Source organism: Shewanella algidipiscicola (genome assembly GCF_003605125.1).
Classification (GTDB): Bacteria; Pseudomonadota; Gammaproteobacteria; order Enterobacterales; family Shewanellaceae; genus Shewanella; species Shewanella algidipiscicola.
In genome coordinates this window covers 118,903-140,917 of the sequence record NZ_QPQT01000001.1, presented here as the reverse complement: position 1 = coordinate 140,917, position 22,015 = coordinate 118,903, and the positions used below count along the sequence as shown (strand labels likewise).

The window sequence follows — 22,015 nt, the reverse complement described above, 5'->3', positions numbered from 1 at the left end:
ATCTACACTGGGTATCTAACGTTTCTTCGATTTAGCATTGTTTGAAAGCTTTCCAGACTTATTGATTGAGTTTTTCTGGATATCAATGTTTGCAAGTCGTTTTATATAGCTAAATAATTAATGTGTTAACTCGATACACCTTGATAAAATAGGTTTGGAAAGCGTTCATACTTATTCTTTCGCATGGCGTATTTGATGAAAAGCTGATAACTTCCTTTTATTACAGTTAGTTAAACAAGAGTATTTTACTGATTTTAAAAGATTAACACGCATGTGCACTAGTAAAATGTTCTTGACCTGGTAAGCCCCTAGAACAGTAGACACTTCATAGAGTTATAATGAACCAAAAAATATGAGGTGTTATATGCGCGGAAAACGTTATCCTGATGAGTTCAAAATTGAAGCCGTCAAACAAGTCACTGAACGTGGTTATAAAATCGCTGATGTGGCAGAAAGGTTAGGTATCACAACTAAAAGCTTGCACAACTGGATTAACAAGTTCGATAAACCAGAGAAGCAACACATCACTATCGATAATCAGCAAGACGAAATTCGTAAACTAAAAGCAGAGCTTCGGCGAGTCACGGAAGAGCGAAATATACTAAAGGAGGCCGCTGTAGATTCAACCTGTCAACGCAACACTATTTTTAATTACTTGTTCAGGTGTTTTAAAGTCCAAACACTTTCTGGGTCTATTATTTAATTGAGCTGCCACTTCATTAAGGCGATCTTGTGAATGTTGCCCTAAACATGTCTTTTTGGGGAAGTATTGCCTAATTAAGCTATTAGTGTTCTCATTAAGACCTCTTTGCCAAGGACTTTGAGGGTCGCAGAAGTAAACAGGAATACCTGTTTTGTCTGTTAATTCGACATGTTTTGCTAGTTCCATGCCTCGGTCCCAAGTTAATGTTTGTCTTAGCTTTTCTGGAAGAGTGCTGAATTTATCAATTAGAGCATCATTTACTGACTGAGCATCTTTTCCTTTTAATTTGAGAATAAAAGTATATCGAGACTTACGGTCAACCAATGTTGCAATATGTGTATTTTTTGAACCCGTCACCAGATCCCCCTCCCAATGGCCAAGTGAACGACGATTCTCGATGTGCTTAGGACGTTCATGAATCGAGACACCATTAACAATATTGATGGTGCCACGTTCGCCTTTACGAGAATGCTTTTTACTGTGGCGAAGACTGTGGCTACGACGTAAATGTTTTGCCATCAAATGGCTTAATACTAAACGAGTGCGGTAATAAATAGTTTTGTATATGGTCTCTGCTGAAATCTGCATTGATTTTCGTCTAGACATAATCTTTTTAAGCCAGCCTGATATTTGCTCTGGAGACCATTTTAATTCAAGTTTATCAATGACTATGCCCCTTAACTCAGTGTTCGACTCTAAGAGGCATTGCTTAGGTCTTTTAGCCATTCTCCAAGCTCTATTGTTAGCATCAACAGCTTTATAATAACGACGACCTCGGTTACGCTGAACTTCCCTAGAAATGGTTGATGGCGAACGATTTAATAAGCGGGCAATCGCTCTAATACTCATTTTTGCAGATAAGCTAACGCGTATCTCTTCTCTTTCTTCTAAGGTTAAATGTTTAGCTTTTCGCTGACGAGTTGGGGGTTTAATTCCACCAGTATCTCGAAGTAGAGTAAAAATAGTGCCTGGTTTAGAATCTAGCAGACTAGCTATGTCACTAAACCCTATTCCTTGCTTCCATGAATCGAAAACAAACTCTTTTTCTTGTGTTGTAAATGTACGTTTCATTCAATAATCCTCCGCAAACCAATATTTTCATATGATTGTTGCGTTGACCAATTGAATCTACAGCCGTGTACTTTGCAAGCGAGTCAAAGAAAGGTACACGTTCATAAAGTCTCGACTCGACCAATATCCAATAGCCGTACTGTGCCGAGTGCTCAATGTTCATCGTAGTGGTTTTTATGCTTGGCTAAAGCAGCCCTGCAGTAATCGAACCATTGAAGATAAGCGCCTTCTGGGCAAAATTAAGCAATTTTGGCTGGAGAGCGGTTGTGTCTACGGCTATCGAAACCTGACTTTAGATTTAAAAGACGATGGCGAAAGCGTCGGGAAAAATCGTGTTTATCGAATAATGAAGGAAGCGCAAATAAAGGCCATTCGAGGTTACAAACGCAATCCAAGCTTTGGAGGTGGGAATATTAGCCACACTGCACCAAATACGTTAAATCGTGGCTTTGATGTCGCAAAACCCAACAAGGTTTGGGTGACCGACTTTACCTATATCCGTACGCATGAGGGCTGGCTATATTTAACTGTTGTTATTGACCTCTTCTCTCGTCAGGTCGTAGGCTGGACGATGAAAAACACACCTAAAGCTGACTTGGTAATTGATGCACTATTAATGGCCATCTGGCGACGTTCACCGAAATCTAAAGTGCTGATACATTCCGACCAGGGAGTGCAATATACCTGCTCTGATTGGCGTAGCTTCTTAAAAGAGCACAATTTAGAAGCCAGTATGAGTCGACGAGGAAACTGTCATGATAATGCTGTCGCGGAAAGCTTTTTCTCGTTGCTGAAGAAAGATAGAGTTAAGAGAAAAATCTATAAAAACAGAGATGAGGCTCGCTCAGAAATATTTAACTATATCGAATATTTCTATAATCCAGTGCGTCGTCATGGTAGTAATAATGGACTGTCACCTGTGCAGTTCGAAAAGCAGTACTTTGAGAAACAGTTAAGTGTCTAAGATATTAGGGGCTTACCAACATGCAGAGGAAAGCCAAATACATTGTTTGTGGGAGGATGCTCGACAGCACATAGTTAATTCCGATGCAAAATTAGCAGTAATATGCTCCAGTTTAATGAAGTTACATGGCTACAAAACATAACAAGTGACAGTAGCGTTTAGCCTATTTATCTCAGTTTTTGCACATCGTAGCTCCTCATTCTTAAGCAGGAGGTTGTAGCTCGAATCCCTTTCTTATCTCCTTTTCATCGCCAATGCCGCTAAATCGAAGAGACGTTAGACATCCAGTGTAGATACGCTGGTGAGCTTCCGTGACAGGGATGTCACGGCAGAGCCTACAAGGAGGTATTTACGGCGTCTCACAGGCGTATCTGCACAGCCCCCGCCGGGCAGGCGTTAGGTTGCAGTTTGGGTATGATTCAAGACCGCCTTAATAAATGACCTTGTAGGTTGTCGTTACTCAAGTAAATTAAAGGGCCCAATTATGGGGCCAATAAAAAACGCCCGCTAGGGGCGTTTAATCTAAGCAATGGCCGATTGCGCTATCGGCTCAATTAGTCGCGATTAGGCCTTTCTCGTTGGCATCAACGCCGGAATAATAAACACCACCAAGGCAATCAGGTAAGTGCTGAAGGCAACCACCATCCATTGTGACATGGTGACACCAAATAGCTGCCATGGGATATCGGTACACATGCCTGTTGGCATAAATACCGAAGGTAACCATTCATGTAGGGGCATCCATGCCGGAAATTCCGGTAGGAAAGAGCAGGTCGAAAAAGGCGATGGATTCGTCTGCATATCCACCAATTCAATGGCCAGTTTTAAGCCCCATGCGGCGCTAACCCCCCATAATATAATGCTCATTAGACGCACTACACGGTGGCGATAACCTATACAGCCCAATGCAGCAGCAAACAACACGCCAAATAGAGCTAGGCGCTGATAAATGCACATCACACAGGGATCAAGTAACATCACATATTGAAAATATAAGGCACAGCCTTCGAGTGCCGCCGCACTGGCAAATAATATTAACCATGCGGTACGAGATTGAGCAAAACGAGTGAGTGGACTCAAACAATCTTCTCCTATAAAAAACGCCTCTCACATTGAGAGGCGTTTTTACGACTTTACGAAACAACGTCGCTGAGGTCAATCAACAAATTAATGACCGCTAACAGCACCTTGACTCACTTCGGCTACTGAATGATGGATCAGCATCTGTGAATCATAGAGGTACTGGGTCATATCAGTTAAATACCCGGTTTCAATCGCCAGCACGCCGACCACCGATAACACGATAGTGTAAGGTAGTGCCATCCAGACCATACGGCCATAGGAGAGGCGAATGAGCGGTGCGATGGCAGAGGTCAACAGGAATAAGAACGCAGCTTGACCGTTAGGGGTCGCAACTGACGGTAAATTAGTACCGGTATTAATCGCCACCGCGAGTAGATCAAACTGATCGCGGGTAATTTGACCATCCAATAACGCTGCTTTTACTTCGTTAATGTAGACGGTACCCACAAACACGTTATCACTGACCATCGACAGTAAACCGTTAGCAATGTAGAAGATCACTAATTGGGTGTTACCTTGATAACTTAATGCCCATTGGATCACTGGAGCAAACAGTTGTTGATCGATAATGACACCCACAATAGCGAAGAACACCGCCAGTAACGCCGTGAAAGGTAGGGCTTCTTCAAATGCTTTACCTAAAGCATGTTCGTTAGTGACACCATTAAATGCCGTGGTAATAATGATGACTGATAAGCCAATTAAGCCAACTGATGCCAAATGGAATGCCAAACCAGCAATCAACCAAATACCCACTAACGCTTGGATAGCTAGCTTCATTTTGTCGTGTTTAGTCCGACGTGCATCCTCGTATGAAGAGTAATCAGCCAAGATCTTGTGTACCGCTTCTGGTAATTGTTGACCATAGCCGAACACTTTAAACTTCTCAACTAAGAAACAGGTGAGGATACCGGCAACAAACACGGGTACTGTCACTGGTGCCATACGCAGAGCAAACTCACCAAATTGCCAATTGGCTTGGGCTGCGATGATCAGGTTTTGCGGCTCACCCACCATGGTACAAACACCACCTAATGCCGTACCTATACCTGCGTGCATTAATAGGTTGCGTAAAAATCCGCGGAAAGCTTCCAGTTCATCTTCACATAAAGAGTGCCCATCACCATGCTGATCACTGGTGTGATCATGATCATCGGAGAAATTTTTGCCCGACGCGACCTTGTGATAGATCGAGTAGAACCCGACAGCGACGGCAATGATCACTGCAATAACGGTCAATGCATCGAGAAACGCCGATAAAAAGGCCGAGGCAATACAAAACATCAAAGAGACGATAATTTTCGAGCGTACCTTAGTGATCATCTTAGTGAAGACAAATAGCAGTAGCTGCTTCATGAAGTAGATACCGGCGACCATAAAGATCAACAGTAATAACACTTCAAGGTTGGCTTCAATTTCATGCAGCACTTGGCTAGGGGAGGTCATACCGATGATCACGGCCTCAATGGCTAATAGCCCCCCAGGTTGTAGCGGGTAACATTTTAATGCCATAGCCAAGGTGAATATGAACTCGACCACCAATAACCAACCCGCCACAAATGGGTTGATATAGAATACGATGGGATTAATCACTAGAAACGATAAAATTGCGATTTTGAACCACTTAGGAGAATTTCCTAAGAAGTTATCAATAAACGCCCGACTCATGGTCACAGGCATGGCACCCTCTCAAATGTTTAATTGTTTTTGATAGAAAAAGATCAAGGAACAGACTGAAGTTCGCCACAGTGTAGCCCAATGATATCTATAAATTAATACTTTTTTGACGCTAAAGTTTAAAAACTAAGATTTAGGACAATAAGTTAGCAAAACGATGCTTGATCGACAGCACGCTTAGTGAATATTTGAGAACTAAGTCATTTCTGGGTGAGTAAGTAATGTCGCAGATTAGGTTTCCATTTTTCGTCGCTCTGGTATGATCAGTGCCAAAATTACTCTCATAGATTTGGAATAGTGGCCTGATGACAACTGTCCCCCAAGCACCAGTACCGCCGAAAAACAAAGATATAATTGAAGCGAAAGGGCCCGCAAGCTTTGCCGAAAAATATATTGTACGTTCTATTTGGGAAGGTAAATTCCCTCCAGGATCTATTTTACCCGCAGAGCGCGAGCTGTCTGAACTTATCGGGGTGACCCGTACCACTTTACGCGAAGTATTACAGCGATTGGCTCGTGATGGTTGGTTGACTATTCAACATGGTAAGCCTACTCGGGTTAATGATATCTGGGAAACTTCCGGTTTAAATGTATTAGAGACCATTGCCGAACTTAATCCAGCTGGCGAGCCTGTCTTGTTAGAGCAACTATTGTCGGCGCGTACCAATATCAGCGCTATCTATTTTAAAGGGGCCGTACGTTATAACCCTGATAAAGTGCTAGAAGCGTTAGCGCCATTAGCCACCTTAAAAGATGAAGCAAAAGCCTATATCGAATTCGATTATCAACTGCATCATACCCTAGCTTACCATTCGGGAAATCCACTTTACGTATTGATCCTTAATGGCTTTAAAGGCTTATATAGCCGAGTGGGTAAAGAGTATTTTGCCATCGATAAGGCTCGAGAGTTGGCGCTTGATTTTTATCAGGCACTCGAGGCGTTAGCCAAAGAGCATAATCATAATGATATCCCGGTGTTGATGCGCAGCTACGGTATTAATAGCGGTAAAGTCTGGCAGCGCTATAAAAATGACCTCCTGTTACAGGCAGAAAAATCATTGTGATACCTGTGTGGCTAACCCCATTAGGGCCTGTTGACTCTTTGCTGGTTGAATGTTGTTCGAGACAAAAACGTTTTAATCGAGGCGAGTGGATCGCAGCCTAGTCATCTAAGCAAAATTCACTTAACAAAGAGTAAAACGTTTTTAGCCGACCCCTTCGGGCAGCGTTTGTTGGGTATTTTTACTGCGTTCTCAGCTTTTTATGTAGAATAACTACACTACAAAGCTTCTGCCTTGTATCAATACCCAGCAATTCGCTGCAACAACAACCTTAAAAGATCAACAGGCCCTAGTAAGAGGTGTCTCTTACTAAGCACTAGAATGTGTATAGTGCTAAATAAATGCAGCGAGTCCATGGCCAAATCAATAAACAACAAACCGCGCTTACATTCGCTGTGAGTCGCGGTTTTTTTGTGGCTGTGTGATGCTTTGCTTATATCGATAGTACTTGATTCGCTTTATGAGTTGGACTCATATACAAAAGCACACATATCCATAAGCACACATATCTAAAGTCTAAAGTCTGCCTGCGTGGTGATGCACAAAAGGTCAGATTAATGCCTTATCAACAGCCTAGCTTGTCAGGGGGATGGTTCTAGCAAAATGCGCTTAGCGTAACGTGTTAATACAAGCTGCTAATCGATATTGAAGTTGTAATAGATATCGAGTGATTTTTCGACCGTGCCCGAGACACTTTCTAAATAGAGTTGAGAGAGCAGGTAGTAGCGTACTGTCATCTCATAACCTGGATTAAATACGCCAATACCATATTTAACCATCAAGTTATCCCCTATAAAACCACTGATAGCTACTTTACCATCATCATTGGTATCGAGCTGTACGTTGGAGAGACCAAATTTTTCTACAATGCCTGTGGCCGAACTGCCTATGCTATTGACCGCACCGCCGCCCAATTGATTACCAAGGGTTAATGCCGCTCCCATCATTAAGGCGTTATTTTGGGAGTCGTTATTATTGTTAAACCCAGTGCCTTTAACTATGTATGACAAGATCTCTGCTTGCTCTTTGGCAGGAGATGAGAATAGCGTGACTATGGGTTTTAAAGGCGTACCACTGATGCGCACTCCAGCGATAACATCTTCGCTTTTAATGACGCGCACCGCTTCAATGTTGAGGTTAGGCACATCGATAGGACCGACAAATTGCACTTCACCGGTGTCGATTGACAATTTTTGCCCCATAAATTTGTAAAAACCATCCACGACTTTGACATCGCCATACAGTAGTGGCGGTTTAAAGGCTTCTTGACGTAGGGTCAAAGTACCTTGTAATCGACCCTTTAAGCCCATGCCATCAATGGTTAACTGATCACCGACCTTGATGTCTATTTTTGAGGTGGTAGCCACTGGGCTAGTGGTTTTTTGCGCACTCGCCATACTGTCGTTAAAGACCACATCGCTGGATTCGGCCACGCCACCTTCTGGCAATTGGACAATGTTGATATGGCCCGATGGCACTACAATTTTACCGCTAATGTCGAGTTGCTTAGGTCCAAATTGAATATTGAGCGCAGGCGATACATCTACAATGACCATGGGAGGTTGGATCACGGCTAGCTTGTCGCCATTGACCGTTAAGTTGCCTTGAAACGCTTTCCCCCTCCAATCGATCTCCCCGCCGACGCTCGCTTTACCATCGCCCATTTTCCAGCCGCCTTGAATATGGGCCGTTTGTCCCTGCAGCTGGATAGCAATATTGATGGCATCGAGTAGGGTGGGGTTGGCTGCTGCCAATAGCTGTCCCTGTCTTAAGTGGATGTTGCCGGCAATCTGCGGTTGGCTCAGCGATCCCGATAACGTTAGCTTACTGTCGATTTCACCTTTTAATGTTTCTAATTGTGGAGTGAAGTTGGCCAGTGCTTGTAGGTCAATCTTATCGATATTAATGCTACCTGATAAGCGCTTATCAGGGCCTACACCTATCTCAATATCACTGGTCAGTTGTGCCAACTCCTGTGCATCAAGCTGTGTGGTTAACATGAGCTTATCGGCGTCTAATGAAGCGTTGACCTGCAGTTGCCGATAATGGGTTTCCAGTTTGCGCTTGCTGGTTTGTAATAACACATGCCCAGCACTAAAAGTTAAATCGACCCGAGCTTGAGGTTTTTGCTGAGGTGCCCAGCTAAAGTGTGAGTCCAATGTTGCCGGGCCTTGCCAAGCGAGGTTTTGTGGCAATATAGGTTTAAGGATTGCCCCCACATCACCGTTAAACTGCACATTGGCATCGCCGGCACTGCCGAGTTCGACTGTGTCACCGAGGCAGAGTTTTCCATGTTGATGCTGCCAGCAAAATGGTGCAATCTGCCCTTGCTGTATTTGATTATCCCAATCGAAGATAATGGGCTGATCCAGCTGTACTAATCCCATCTGCGAATTAAGGTTAAGCCTATCCACAGACAGTGCTAATCGCTGTTTTACGCTATCAAACGTCGATGCCATAACGGTATCAAGCTTAACATCACCATCACTTTGTAGGCTCAGTTGCTGCGTTGCCTGATCGCCTTTGATGCTAAGGTTGATGGTGTTGAGTTTGATCGCTGGAGTCGATATATCCGATGCTTTTATCGATAACGCCAATTGGTGATCATCTAACGGGCGATAGAAGGCTTTTATATTGGTTTTGTGGATTAAATAGTCGCTAAAACTGAGCTCGTTACTGTCGACATTGGCTGTCACTTCAGGATGGTCGCTGTTACCAGAGACATTAATGTGAGCCTGAATATTGCCTTCGGCCTCAGGGTGCCATAAATTGAGTGCTGGCACAGACAATTGACCCTTGAGAGCCCATTGCTGGTCAACGTGGCCCGATAAAGCTAATTGAGCATCCAGTGCATGGATGATCAAGCTGTTGGCATTAAGCTGCCATTGATTGTTAACTTTAATATCACCCTCTAGTCGGAGCGGATAGTCATCGACATGGCCTTGAAGCGAGGCCTCTCGAATGCCAATTTGCCACGCTTGTCCCGTCACTTTGCCCTGGCTGGTCAGTGAGCCGGTAATATCTGTGCTGGGTAGCACAGTGTCGCTATTAAGCTTAAGGTCGGCCAGTTGCAAAGCCTCGCTTGTTAGTGCTAAATCCCATGAGATTTCATCGCCGTAACTGACCGACCCAGTTGCCTGTAACTGACCCATGTCGCTGACAATATCTAGCTGGCTTAGCGCAATAGTCTGTTCGCTGTGGCTTAACTTGGCCTCCAGTTGCAAGCTAGGATGATAAGGCGTCAATACCTGCGCGCTGACCTTAGCTTGCTGCTTGCTGAGTGAGCCTTGAGTGTCGAGTGTGACAGCTTTGGCTTGATACTGTGGCGCATCGAGTGGCCACATCAATCGCTCGCTAGACAAATTGAACTGATAAGGGATCTCGGGGTCGACTAAATCAATTTCACCTTGTAAGTCTAAGTTAATATGCCCTTGGCCCGTTGCGGTTAACTGTAACTGCTGCAGATCGCCGCTAAGCTCAAGGCTGAGCCCTTGCTGGGTCAAGCTTGGCAGTTCGGCTATCTTATCGATTGCCGTTTCAAGGTGAAGTGTCATGGGATAATGGGCGTTAAGGGTAATATCACCATCGAGACTGACTTGGCCGTAATCGTGTTTGACTTGCAGAAGCTCTAGGGCAAGACGATAGTCAATGTAGTTGGCTTGTAAGCGGATTTCGGCGAACTTGTCAGTGCGACTGCCCAGTTGCAATTGGCTGTCGTTGAGCTGTAAGTTATCGATAAAAATCGGCATGGGCATGGCCACTTGGGGCAAGGAGGCTAGGGGCCATGGGCTATCATTGGTAGCTGCGACTTCTGTTTGTGGCTCACTCTTCGGGCTCGATGTGGTCGCGGACTCCTGCTGATGGGGAGGGGCGACGTTATTGTCCTTGGGTGCGGTCTCACTTGGTGAGAGAGAGACGAATAAGCCTAGACTGTCCAGAGAGTGAATGCGTAAGCCATTGCTTAACCAGCTGGCTTTGCCACTGAGCTGCTCGGCATTAAATTGCATCTCATTAACCGTCACCTTGATCTGTTGCAATTGAGCGTGGGTTAGTAAGATAGTGACAGGCAGCTGTAGTGGCTGCTGTTGGCTAGCATCATCTACAGTGGGTGCAGGTGAGTCAGCACTAAGTTGGTCGGTATCAATGTCGACGCTCACCGCCGTGGCGGTTAATGCCTCAACACAGACCTGACGTTGTAGCAAACAAAGCGGCCGCCAATTAAGGACTAAGTCGTCAATGGCAACATTGAGGCCATCCATTTGCCAACGGGCATGGGTCAGATTCAGTTGCCTATTAAGGGTGCCAGATTGATAGCTAAGTGCCAATCCATCGACAAGGGTATCGGCGATATTCACGGCAATTCGACTGCCAAACGGGGTGCCGAACAACACTGCCACTATCACTAACAGTAAAAGCGGTAGGTAGAGCACCAAGCGGATGGTGTTTTTTAGCCAGCGCAGTAATCTGGCGCTTAAGGTCTTGGTTTTATGTGTTGTTTTGGCTGGTAAGTCTGAGTTCGATGACTCTTGTGTCACTTGGGTCATAACTCGGCTCCCATCGACAAATGGATGCGCCAGGAGCGGTCAACGGTTTCAGACTCGTTAAGCCCTACCCCTAAATCGAGCTTAATTGGCCCAATGGGGGAGATCCAATGGATCCCCGCGCCGACGGCCACAATTGGCTCAACTTGATCGACATCAAAGGCGTTACCGCCATCGACAAAGGTCGCGACCCGCCAAGTTGGAGTCACATAATATTGGTACTCAATACTGCCCACCATTAAATAGCGTCCGCCGACCACCATGCGAGCTAATTGATTATCTTGTGTTTGGTAGTCGATATAGGGGCCCAGTTCATTAAAGCTGTAACCACGAATACTCTGATCGCCACCGGCAAAATATCGTAATGAGGGAGGGATATTCGCTAAGTCACCTTCGGCGGCAAGGTTGGCACCTAGATCCATACGAGCGACCAAGCGGTGTTTGTCGAAAAAGGTATCAATCCACTTAAACTTGGCTTGTAGCCGTGTTAAACGCACTTCTGAGCCCAAGCTAGGATCGGCATATTCAAGACTGTAATACTGAAAGAAACCTGATTTAGGATCCAGCGAGTTATCGCCGCGATGGGTGTGGCTTAGGCTCGTGCCCATGAGCAAAAAATTAGGATCGTAATAGATATCTGATTGAGTGTAAGACTCTTTAAGGGCATCGAGTGAATAGGTGAGCAACCAATTATTATCGAGGCGCTTTTGCCTTAACACCCCGGCGCTTCGTTTAGTAGACTCTAACTCCCCTGTATTGACGTATTTGCGATCGTTAGCGTCATACACTTGCGTTATACCGTATTTGTCGCGCAGCAAACCGACACGAATTTTAAGTTGATCGTCAAGTGGGTGGCTAAGTGGAATCGTATAAGTGGTCAGAAATTTGGGGCGATCGGGTGACCATTCGACACTGGTTTCTTGTGAGTGGCCATAGCGATTGATCTGCGGAGTACGCCACGTGACCCGCACTCTAGGTTCGACGCTATTGTTGGCCGAACTTCCAATATCGACACCCAGTCCCAATTTGATCGAGTGGCTGGGTCTTGGCGTCAGTTCGACTTTAATAGGAACTTTATGTTGTTCAATTTTATCCAGTTGCGGCAATACTTTGATGTTAGTGAAGTAACCCGTGTCGACCAATTCCCGGTTTAAATCCCCCAGGGCGCCAGTGCTGTAATCGCTGTTGGGCTCGAAGGGAATTAATTGTTCGAGTAATCCTGGGATCAGAGTGTCGCCGCTAAAGTTAACACTGCCCATTTTATATCGTGGTCCAGAATCATAATGCAGATTGATTTGGGCACGATTGAGATCACGGTTAACCACTATGGTATTGGTGACATAGTGGCCATCAAAATAACCTCTGGCTAATGCCAAGGTAAGCAGTTGTGACTTGATGGTTTCATACTGGCCATGGTTAAGGATATCGCCAGGTTTCATTTTGAGTTTAGCTAGCCATCTGTTGACGGCTTTATCTTGGCGAATTTCACCGCTTAGTTGAATATCAATCCATTGGACAAGAGTCGGCTCACCCGGCGTCACGGTTAAGATCAGTTGCCAGGGACCTTGCTCTGGGCTGGCTAATTGTTGTTCTACCACGCCGTGGTAGTAACCGAGGGAATGCAGTGCCGCATCCAGGTTATCCGCGGTATTAAACAAAAAAGCGCGGCGTTGTACCTCTGATGTTGGTAAAGGGCTTAAGTGGGCATTGATATTTTGAGTAAGCGCCTCATTAGCGCCCACCACATTAATATTAAGCCATTGATTTGCTGATGCTAGTGATGTATGAATGCCTAGCCAAGTGACCACTAGGAGGAGAAGCGACTTAACGAAAAAAATTCGCAACAAAAAAGCCTTTGTCTAATTGAAAAGTGATTAAGCTTTATTGTCGCAGATTATTACGGCCAAGCAAGATGATGATTGTAATTAATAATTAAAATCGGTACAAACAATGCGAACCATAATAAGGAGCCTTAGGTGAACAGCACTATCAAATTATTTAGCTTAACTGCACTCTTGAGTATCGTCGCCACAACGGCCAGCGCGGCGTCATCTTCCCAGCCATTTTCGATAGCCATTCATGGCGGTGCTGGCACAATTTCACAAGCTGAGTTGACTGATACACAGCAACAAGCTTATCGCGCCAAGTTAAAGCAGGCGGTTGATGCGGGTTATCAAGTATTAGAAAAAGGTGGGGATAGCTTGAGTGCCGTGACCGCCGCCATCAGTATCTTAGAAAATAGCCCCTTGTTTAATGCCGGTGTTGGCGCGGTATATACCTTTGATGGCCAACATGAGATGGACGCCGCCATCATGGATGGCCGCACCTTAAATGCCGGTGCAGTGGCGGGGGTTAAACACATTAAGAACCCCATCACGCTCGCTCGCAATGTGATGGAGCATTCGCCCCATGTGATGTTGGCAGGTAGTGGCGCAGAGGAGTTTGCGTTGACCCAAGGCTTTGATTTAGTGCCAGTGACGTATTTTGATGATGACCATCGCTATCAACAGTTACTCGATGCCAAAGCCAAGCTCAAGGGTGCTGATGAGCGCGGCGGATCACAAGGCGCCGGATTATTTGACGACCCGGCTCAGCTTGATTATAAGTTCGGCACCGTAGGCGCCGTTGCATTGGATAAGCAAGGTAATTTAGCTGCAGGCACCTCTACCGGAGGCATGACTGCCAAACGGTTTGGCCGTATCGGTGACTCGCCCGTTATCGGCGCTGGCACTTATGCAGAAAACAAGGTGTGCGCCGTGTCGGCAACGGGGCATGGAGAGTATTTTATCCGTTATCATGTCGCGGGAGATATCTGTGCGAAAGTGAAATACCAACAAAAATCGATTATTCAGGCCGCCGATGAGGTGATTAATCAGCGCTTGATCACCGCTGGCGGCACTGGAGGGGTAATTGCTATCGATCAACGTGGCAACATTGCCACGCCGTTTAATACCGAAGGTATGTACCGCGCGACGCGAAAAAGCGGTGAGCTTGCGCAGGTTTTGATCTGGAGCAATAAATAACAAGTATCAGTATTTGTGTTGGGCTAAGTGACCGCTTAGCCTACGCCCGCTATTGGCCAGACCTCAGATAATTTTGCCCGCTTTGATAACAGTGGCCGCACATGTGTCAGCCCCAAGATGAGCCCTATCGCCTATCTTGGTTAACGGCGTTGCATCTTCTGGGCACCGCGGCGGCCAATGAACCCACAGAGATAACCCGATTGTTGCAGCAGGCCGATGAGTACATCTATCGCCATAATCCCCAAAAGTGCTAACGGCTGGCTGTATAACCTCTGGTGAGCCAACTCACCGACAGTACTTGATCAGCCCCCATAACCATACGGCGGAATAACTAAGCACAACCGGTTTAATTTAGTGATGAAGGCCTTACTTGTAAATGGGGCTTAATGCATAGGTGGATGCCGCTAGTCATAACTTAATAGCATCTCGATTAATTATTAAGCGATGACCTCAAGCATTGCAGCGATGACAGCATAGAGGTTAAGTCGTGGTTTGCTTAGTCAAAGCCTTATCCTAAGAGTAGTTCGCCAAAAACAAAGCCAAGTAGCACTGAGGTGCTAATGGTCACCACACCGGGAATAAAAAAGGGATGGTTAAAAACCCAGCGACCTATGCGGGTCGAGCCAGTATCGTCCATCTCGACAGCAGCCAGTAAGGTTGGGTAGGTTGGCAACACAAATAATGCACTGACCGCGGCAAAAGAGGCTATCGCCGTCATAGGCGCAACACCAATGGCCAGCGCAGCAGGCATCAATGCGGTGGTGGTCGCACCCTGTGAGTAAAGCAGCATAGATGCCAAAAACAGCGTTAATGCCAATAACCAAGGATACTGCTGTAATAACTCGGCTGCGACGTCTTTAATTTCATCAATATGACCCGCGACCAAGGTGTCGCCAAGCCAAGCAACGCCCAATACGCAAACACAGGCGCTCATTCCTGACTTAAAGGTTGACGCTTCAGAGATCTTGCTGGCATCGATGCGAGTAAAGGTTACAATCGCCGCGGCCGCCGTTAACATAAAGACCATGATCGCATCGTTACGGCTCAAATTGGGGTCGGTGATCAAGGCGACTGAGTCTGAGATAAGAGTGGCGTATAGGATGACACAAACAATGGCACTGATAAAAATGGCCGTCGCGAGTTTGGCACTGGGGGCTATCTCCTGCGTTTTACCTTGTTGCTGGCTAATCAGCCCTTGGGCTAAACGCTGCTGGTAAATCGGATCGTCTTGTAATTCACAGCCCATCACATTGGCTACCATGGCACCCACCATACAAGCACACAAGGTCGCGGGAATACAGATGGCCAACAACGTTAGATAATCAACCCCGAACGGTTCGAGTATGCCTGAAAAAAATACCACAGCGGCAGAGATAGGCGATGCGGTTATGGCGATTTGTGAGGCGACAACGGAAATGGATAATGGTCGAGACGGACGGATCCCTTGCTCTTTAGCGACTTGCGCAATGACGGGAAGGGTCGAAAATGCGGTGTGGCCAGTGCCAGCGAGTAACGTCATTAAATAAGTTACGACCGGGGCGTAAAAAGTGATTCGTTTAGGGTTTTTTCGTAAAAAAGCTTCGGAGAGTTGCACCAGCCAGTCTAATCCTCCTGCGACCTGCGACCTGCATGGCTGCAATGGCGGCGATCACCGACATGATGATTAAAATCACATCCACCGGAATATGGCCGCTATCTAGCCCTAAGATGAGGGTGAGCACCAGTACGCCAGCGCCGCCAGCCAGACCGATACCTATTCCACCCATTCTCGCGCCCAGATAGATAAATGCCAGTACTACAAATAGCTCAGTTGCGATCATAAAAACTCCACGGTGTTAAAAAACCAAAAGGACGGGTATGAGAGCAGGGAAGCTTATTAATAGTATGACTTGCTTATGCGATAAGCCGATTTTACGCGCTTTAGCGCAATAGTAGCGCTACCTAATTCACTTTTTCTGCACCATGTGAGCGGGTTCACGCCAACGTATTAAGCCTAAGGACTGAAGTCACAAATGAGTGATTAGCCCTCTTGGTCATTGTGATTTGCATAGTGGCGTTGCAAGGTGGCTTAAGTTGCCAAATTGCATGTTGGGGTATATGCCATTACTTAGCGACAATGGATGTTGCCAGCTTAGCTCAGGCAGCCGATTTCAGAGGGACACAGACCCCGTGTTTTTTGCTGCAGGTCGCGTTAATGGTATTTTTATCAATAACAATAACAATAATAAGCACTTAATACCAATGTTAGGCTCTAAAGTCTGTTGACAGACTTTAGAGCCTAGATAACTGGGCCTAAAATGATGTTGATTCTCTTTTTTAAGTCAAAAACATTATAAACAGCAATCATTTTCATTATCAGGTGTTTGTCGCTAGCCCAGTGTTTATGGGGGAAACTGCCCAAAATAACCCATGATGCTAAGCTACAATTAGGTTTCACCCATGGCAAAGATGGATCAGTTATGGACAGCTACAAACGATTGTTAGTGGTTATTGATGAACACGATTTTAGTTTTAGAGGTATTTCAAGAGCGGCCTATATGGCCAATAAGAGCCGAGCTCATATTTTAGTCATGCTGCTTGAACACAGCCATTTCGTTACCCGATTAGTAGAGACATTCCACCACAGTCAAGCATCAGATCCCAGCAAGGTAGGTAACCTCGCGCAAACGATTAGCGCTAAACGTCACTGTCTTGCCGACTTTATTCAGACTGTGGCTCAGACTGGCGTCGCCATATCACCTGCATCAACATCGTGTCACTGCATTGATGATGTGTTGCAGTGTTGCCGAGATTTTCAAGTTGATGCCGTGTTGATTAGTGCCTCTACGCGCCAGTTATGGCATTGGTTGGCGATTAAATCATTAGATGTGAGATTACTTAAAGAATCACCGCGGCCAGTGGTGATAGTGAAAGATCATGCGTGGCAGCCCGGTGGGCGCATTGTATCTCTGGTGGAGCCCTGCGCAGAAGGGGGGCAAAAATCCATCAACGAAGCGGTCTTACAAACAACCGAACATTTTACCCAACTGCTAAAGGGAGATTGTCATCTGCTCGATTGTTATTACGGTGACAGTCCCAGCATCTCTTTTCAACAACCTGTCATGCCAGAAACCGATGAGCAGTATCATTTATGCCAACTGTCACTCTATTCTAGCCGCTATCATCTTCTGCCTAATCAGAGTGACCGTCATGTGTCTGCCAGCCATTTCCATGTAATAAAGGCCTTGCCTGAAGATGCTATTGCCAAGTTGGCGAAACAGGTGGATTCTGAATTAGTGATAGTGGGGGACTGCGGCCAATCGAATTTGCTTTCTAACATGTGCGGTAATATTGCCGAGCAGGTGATCGATCGTATCGATTGTGATTTGCTGGTGGTGAAACCCCACTCATCGGCGGTTTATCATTAGGCAAAATAAAAGGCGCCAATCGAGGTTGACGCCTGAGTTTAGTGCATATACCGATCACTTAGTACCAAGTATTCGTAAGGATTATTTTTTAACCCAAACGCCCTGTGGTGTTTGGATATACTCGCCTTTATCTGCAGCACCAATGGCTTTTTCTGCAGCCAGTTTAGCCACATCTTCGACGCTAATACCATTTTGAGTCGCAATCTTTTGATAATGGGCACGGCGTTTGGCATTGACCGAGTCAGCCAGTTGTTTGGCTTCGCTGTTGTTGACTACGAGCCCTAAATAACCATTAGTCTGCTCACCCACAAGGCCTTGACTCTTGGCCTCTTGTAAGGAGATAGCGAACGCATTTAGGCTCAACAGTAAGCCGGTTATGAGTATAAGTATTTGACGTTTCATGATGATCCCCTGATCTCAAAATGGGTTAAAATAGCTCATTGTTATTCAGCAATTCATCAAGCTCTTTATCGACCTTGATTTTGATCTCATGTTCAATTTTAACATTGAGATTAATCACAATAGGCTTATCGGGCGGCTCGATTTTAACCGTGGGGGTACACCCTATGGTACTTAATAGCGCGGCCGCTATCGTGGTGCGTATTAACGTCGGCAATATTTTCACTGGTGATTCCTTTTTCTGTAGCGATGATCGTGTAAGGATCATCCAAGATGAGCTCAGCTTAATCCTTTATAGATGACCATAACCTGAACAAGATAGGGCACGTTTATTGGGCCATCGACTGTTCAATACCCTGTTGTAGCCGATCACCTATCTGTAAACTCTTGAGCAACTGCAACATATTCTCTTCTTGAGCGTAGTTCAAGTGAATAGGGCGTTCAATATCTTTAGCTTGACCTTTTACATTGACATGCAGCACGGCATCGCCATTAGTGGCCATATCAAAACGACTCGATAGCTCGCTATAGTGCAGTTCTTCGAGTGCAGAAAAGGCAAAATCCAAATAGGGCTGAGAGGCGCGCATCTGTATCACGGCAGGATTATTGCTGACTTTAATTAGGCCACCCTGAGCACGCGCGGCCAATTTACCGCCTGTGACCGACACTTTGCCATCGACAATCTGCAAAGGTAAAACACCGTCGAAAATACCATCGGCGTAAATGCCTTCTTGTGGTTGAATGGCCAGTAGCTGGGCTAAATCTAACGCCTGTAACACCAGATACGCCTCCGAGGGGTGATGTAAGTCGAGCGAGAACTTGGGCAGTAGCAGATGGCCTCCTAGGGTATCAGCACTGGCGTTGATATTGATATAGGCCGAGTCTAGCAGTTGTGCGCCAGCGCCCTTAAACGATGAAGCGCTTTGAGAAGACCAATTAAATTGAGAGTCTGCATTGATATTATTGAGCACCACTCCTGGATTAAATGCCTGTGCTTGAAGGCTTAGCCTATCACAGGCAATAGAGTGTTTGCTCGGACGTAGCTGAGCGATATTCGCATTAAGATGGCACTCGCCTGCAAGCTTGACCTGTTCAAAGGGCAGTAGGTTAATACTACCTTCGCTTATTTGTATGAGTGGTGTTAGCTGCATTGAAAAATCGAGCTCATCGGGCTGCCATGTCAGTTGATGGCGGCTTGTTATCTGAATATCACCTATGGTCGCGATAGGCATATTGAGAGCAAAACTGCTACTGAGTTGGTTTATCAATTGCTGAAGATCGCTATTATGGGTGAACTCACCTTGTAGCGCTGCACTGTCGTGGTGTTTTTGCAGTGTTAGTTGCTGATGGCTGCGCATCGATAATTGTCCTGCCATCCATTGCTCAGCCGTCCTGAGTCGATAGTGGCTGGCACTTGCTTGCCAATCGAGTTGTTGAGTCAGTCCCAACTGGGTGATAGCGAATAGGTTACGTTGGCGTCGTTTTTTAAATTGATAATACTGCTGATTAACACTGACATTCTCAAGTTTCAGCTCAAGTTGATTGTGCCATGGTGCGTTAAGAAGCTGCGCGGCCAGCGAGTTTGATGATGCATTCTCCTTTGACTGCACGCTCGTGTTGGCTACAGCGTTTTTAAGTTCAGTAATACCTTTGTTGTCAGCAGGACTGATATTTACAGCAGAGGAGGCTGCAGGCTGCATGTCGACGGCACCCATATTTAGGTGTGCGGCGCCTATGTTAGTTGTGGTGGCAATAGTCTGTTGCTGCTCATTCATACGCTGCTGCGTCAGTTGTGTCGCCTTAAGTTGTAGGGTAAGTGGCGGTAGATAAAGTTGAGTCGCGCTTGAGTCCGCTTGTGGCGGTGCAGGCGAAGTGACAGATGCAACTAACTGCTGATTAAATGTCACCGTGTTAGCTGGCGAGGTGGCGACTCTGGCCGCAACGCCAGTTAATAATGGGGTTGTATCATCGCGCTTAGCGGCGAGATGCAGGCGCAGCGCTGCTTTACTGCTTAGCATAAGCTCAGAGCTGGTCAATGTAGTTGTTGGCGGCGCCGTGATGGTTTCGCTGAATTGGCTCAGTTGTGGGTTTACCGTGGCGATGGTTAAGGGGTGCAATAGCCACTGGCTTGCGCCGCTGGTCTGCCTGCTGAAATGGCCACCATTTAGCTGCAGCGAGCTACGCTCACTGGCAAGTTGGTACTGCTCGCCAGCGTGGGTGAAGGTGAATTGATTGTCACTGCTGCCTATATCAATATGACCAAATTGCAGTTTAACCGCATCGGCAATGTTAAAGCGTAACGGCTCTATGAGCGCAAGTGTAAACCGTGTTGAGGCGACATCAAGAGATTGATGACGATAATTTGGCCCGTCGATTATCAATTGTGCATTAGGCTGCACCGTCAAGGCAAAGCTCGATGCAGCGAGCGCTGCTGTGGGGGAGGTTGCACTGGCGCTGCCTGTTGCCGACAATGCCACCTCATCGGCGCGTAACTGCAGCTCTTTCCTCGTATCACAGGGGGCAATAGGGGCTGGGTCTTCTTGCTGCGTTAACAAATCGACACACAAGCTTGATGGCAGCAACAGTGTCAGCTGCCAATCAGTGGTGATAGTCGTTTCATCATTTTTTTTAACGCTATTGAGATGTTTTAGCTCAGTATTAAGCTGTAAATTACCCCATGACAGCTCAGCTTGTAGGTGATCGATGCTTAATTGCTGTGAATTAATTTGATAGCTTAGCGGGCTGGCGAGTCGCAACGTAAGATAAAGTGGCTGGCCAGTTAGCACGTCGCCAGTTTGCTCACCATGTTGAGTGCGCAGAGATTGCTGAGAGTCCAAAGTGTCCTGAGCTGGGGGAGAAGGGGGGCGGTGATTATCAGCCGAATTGTTATCAGCTACGTTGCTTTCAGACAAGGCGGTTGTACTCAATAGCCTATCGAGTGAATTGAGCAAAGGCGCGAGGGTCGTTGCCCCGCTATAGAATGCCTGACGTTGTAATGGCGATATTGCCAGTTCAAGTTGGGTTGGCGCAAGGTTTACGCTCAGATCGCTAACTGGACCTGTGATCTCGAAGGCAATGCTATTTGATGGCAACGAGTTGCTTGGCGTCGAAACGGAGGTTGAGTCAGCACCGCCCTCAACCGGCAGCGCTTTTGGAACTAATTGCAAGGGTGAGCTTAGTACTGTACCAGCCAAGCCGTTAAGTGTTAGCGAAAACGGCTCAAGTTGATGGCTGGAATCGATGCGGGCCTTGGCAATATCGAGCCGAGTAGATGAAATAAGCTGGCCGCTCACATCTATATGCTGGGTATCTAACTGGTGTTTTAGCGCGATAAATTGGCGCAGCGGTGGCGTGTCTTGCTGCTGTGCTGGCGCCGATGCTATCCACTGAGTCATGAATGTTTGGAGGGTATCTAAGGATAGGCGAGTGTCGAACTGCCAGCTCTTGTCAGATAGTTGTGCATCGAGACCAAACAGAAATTTATCATGATGACTTAACTGGCTGGTTACTCTTCCTTGATTATCGATATTAAGATAATCCAGACGTAGGCTCAGTTGTTCACTCGGGATCTGCTGTACACTCAGTTGCGTTTGTCCTATGGCTATTTTAGGTAATGCTGCCATATCGAACGATAGCGCTGGGCTGGTTGTCGGGGCAAACTCTGTACTGGGACGGGGATAAAATAGCGTGGGTGATAGCAGCACCTCAATGCGCCTAATGGCCAGCGTGTCGATATGCTCGAGAGAGAAGTGTGTCCATTCAACAGCATCATCGAAGGTCAATTGCAGATCGCTGATGGCGATATGACTGTCGTTGACCTGTAAATCTAACCGTGCAATATGGCCGTTGAGCACACCGTCAAGGCCAACATTGAGGGCACTGATTTGGGTGTTGGCCGGTAATAGGTAACGATTCGCTAGGCTTTGGGTGATACCACTGAGATTGACAACCACTAAGCTAAGAGCGACAACCACTAGCAGCGCCGCGATCAGTAGCGCTGCCATTAGGCGTGATTGACTCAGTCGTTGCCACATCTATCCCTGTCTCTTTGTCATTTGGTTCGCTTGCTGCCCTTAATGTCGTTGG

Annotated in this window: 12 protein-coding genes and 3 pseudogenes; 6 read left to right on the top strand and 9 right to left on the bottom strand. The window is 46.3% G+C overall.

The window, feature by feature from the left end; genetic code table 11:
* Positions 1–364: 364 nt before the first annotated feature.
* Positions 365–610, top strand: a pseudogene (locus DVO77_RS00585) (transposase); the annotation flags it as partial.
* 12 nt (positions 611–622) lie between these two features.
* Here DVO77_RS00585 and DVO77_RS00580 read toward each other — a convergent pair.
* A complete protein-coding gene (locus tag DVO77_RS00580; protein WP_119976905.1) occupies positions 623–1,774 on the bottom strand; it encodes an IS30 family transposase in 1,152 nt (383 codons plus the stop codon).
* A 64-nt stretch (positions 1,775–1,838) separates the two neighbouring features.
* Here DVO77_RS00580 and DVO77_RS00575 point away from each other — a divergent pair.
* Positions 1,839–2,738 (top strand): annotated as a pseudogene (locus DVO77_RS00575) (IS3 family transposase); the annotation flags it as partial.
* Between the two features lie 564 nt (positions 2,739–3,302).
* Here the strand turns inward: DVO77_RS00575 and dsbB are convergent.
* Positions 3,303–3,818, bottom strand: coding sequence for a disulfide bond formation protein DsbB (dsbB, locus tag DVO77_RS00570; protein ID WP_119976904.1), 516 nt, complete (start codon positions 3,816–3,818; stop codon positions 3,303–3,305).
* Positions 3,819–3,905: 87 nt separating this feature from the next.
* Entirely contained in the window at positions 3,906–5,501 is a 1,596-nt protein-coding gene (nhaB, locus tag DVO77_RS00565) for a sodium/proton antiporter NhaB (RefSeq protein ID WP_119976903.1), read from the bottom strand.
* 302 nt (positions 5,502–5,803) lie between these two features.
* Here nhaB and fadR point away from each other — a divergent pair, with 302 nt between their 5' ends.
* Positions 5,804–6,562, top strand: coding sequence for a fatty acid metabolism transcriptional regulator FadR (fadR, locus tag DVO77_RS00560; RefSeq protein ID WP_110458012.1), 759 nt, complete (start codon positions 5,804–5,806; stop codon positions 6,560–6,562).
* Between the two features lie 632 nt (positions 6,563–7,194).
* Here fadR and tamB read toward each other — a convergent pair.
* Positions 7,195–11,103, bottom strand: coding sequence for an autotransporter assembly complex protein TamB (tamB, locus tag DVO77_RS00550; protein WP_119976901.1), 3,909 nt, complete (start codon positions 11,101–11,103; stop codon positions 7,195–7,197).
* Positions 11,100–12,890, bottom strand: a complete 1,791-nt coding sequence (locus tag DVO77_RS00545; protein ID WP_373317397.1) for an autotransporter assembly complex protein TamA — start codon at positions 12,888–12,890, stop codon at positions 11,100–11,102. Before DVO77_RS00545 ends, tamB begins: the two co-directional genes overlap by 4 nt.
* A gap of 225 nt (positions 12,891–13,115) precedes the next feature.
* Between DVO77_RS00545 and DVO77_RS00540 the strand changes: the two genes are divergently transcribed.
* Both DVO77_RS00540 and DVO77_RS18960 read left to right on the top strand, forming a co-directional pair.
* The gene (locus DVO77_RS00540) at positions 13,116–14,123 is read left to right on the top strand and encodes an isoaspartyl peptidase/L-asparaginase family protein (protein ID WP_373317396.1); all 1,008 of its coding nucleotides are present in this window, start codon (positions 13,116–13,118) and stop codon (positions 14,121–14,123) included.
* Positions 14,124–14,224: 101 nt separating this feature from the next.
* Positions 14,225–14,377, top strand: a complete 153-nt coding sequence (locus DVO77_RS18960; RefSeq protein ID WP_162924117.1) for a hypothetical protein — start codon at positions 14,225–14,227, stop codon at positions 14,375–14,377.
* A gap of 254 nt (positions 14,378–14,631) precedes the next feature.
* Here the strand turns inward: DVO77_RS18960 and DVO77_RS00535 are convergent.
* Positions 14,632–15,943: pseudogene (locus DVO77_RS00535) on the bottom strand (anaerobic C4-dicarboxylate transporter).
* Positions 15,944–16,582: 639 nt separating this feature from the next.
* Here DVO77_RS00535 and DVO77_RS00530 point away from each other — a divergent pair.
* Complete coding sequence (locus tag DVO77_RS00530) at positions 16,583–17,530, top strand: universal stress protein (RefSeq protein ID WP_119976899.1); 948 nt, start codon at positions 16,583–16,585, stop codon at positions 17,528–17,530.
* Between the two features lie 81 nt (positions 17,531–17,611).
* Here DVO77_RS00530 and DVO77_RS00525 read toward each other — a convergent pair whose 3' ends face one another.
* The 3 genes from DVO77_RS00525 to DVO77_RS00515 form a co-directional block, all read right to left on the bottom strand.
* Positions 17,612–17,932: a YdbL family probable chaperone protein gene (locus DVO77_RS00525; protein ID WP_110458007.1), complete on the bottom strand. Its 321-nt coding sequence runs from the start codon at positions 17,930–17,932 to the stop codon at positions 17,612–17,614.
* Between the two features lie 25 nt (positions 17,933–17,957).
* A complete protein-coding gene (locus DVO77_RS00520; RefSeq protein WP_162599208.1) occupies positions 17,958–18,155 on the bottom strand; it encodes a YnbE family lipoprotein in 198 nt (65 codons plus the stop codon).
* A 103-nt stretch (positions 18,156–18,258) separates the two neighbouring features.
* On the bottom strand, positions 18,259–21,963 hold the full coding sequence (locus DVO77_RS00515) for an intermembrane phospholipid transport YdbH family protein (RefSeq protein WP_119976898.1): 3,705 nt from the start codon (positions 21,961–21,963) through the stop codon (positions 18,259–18,261).
* Positions 21,964–22,015: the final 52 nt, after the last annotated feature.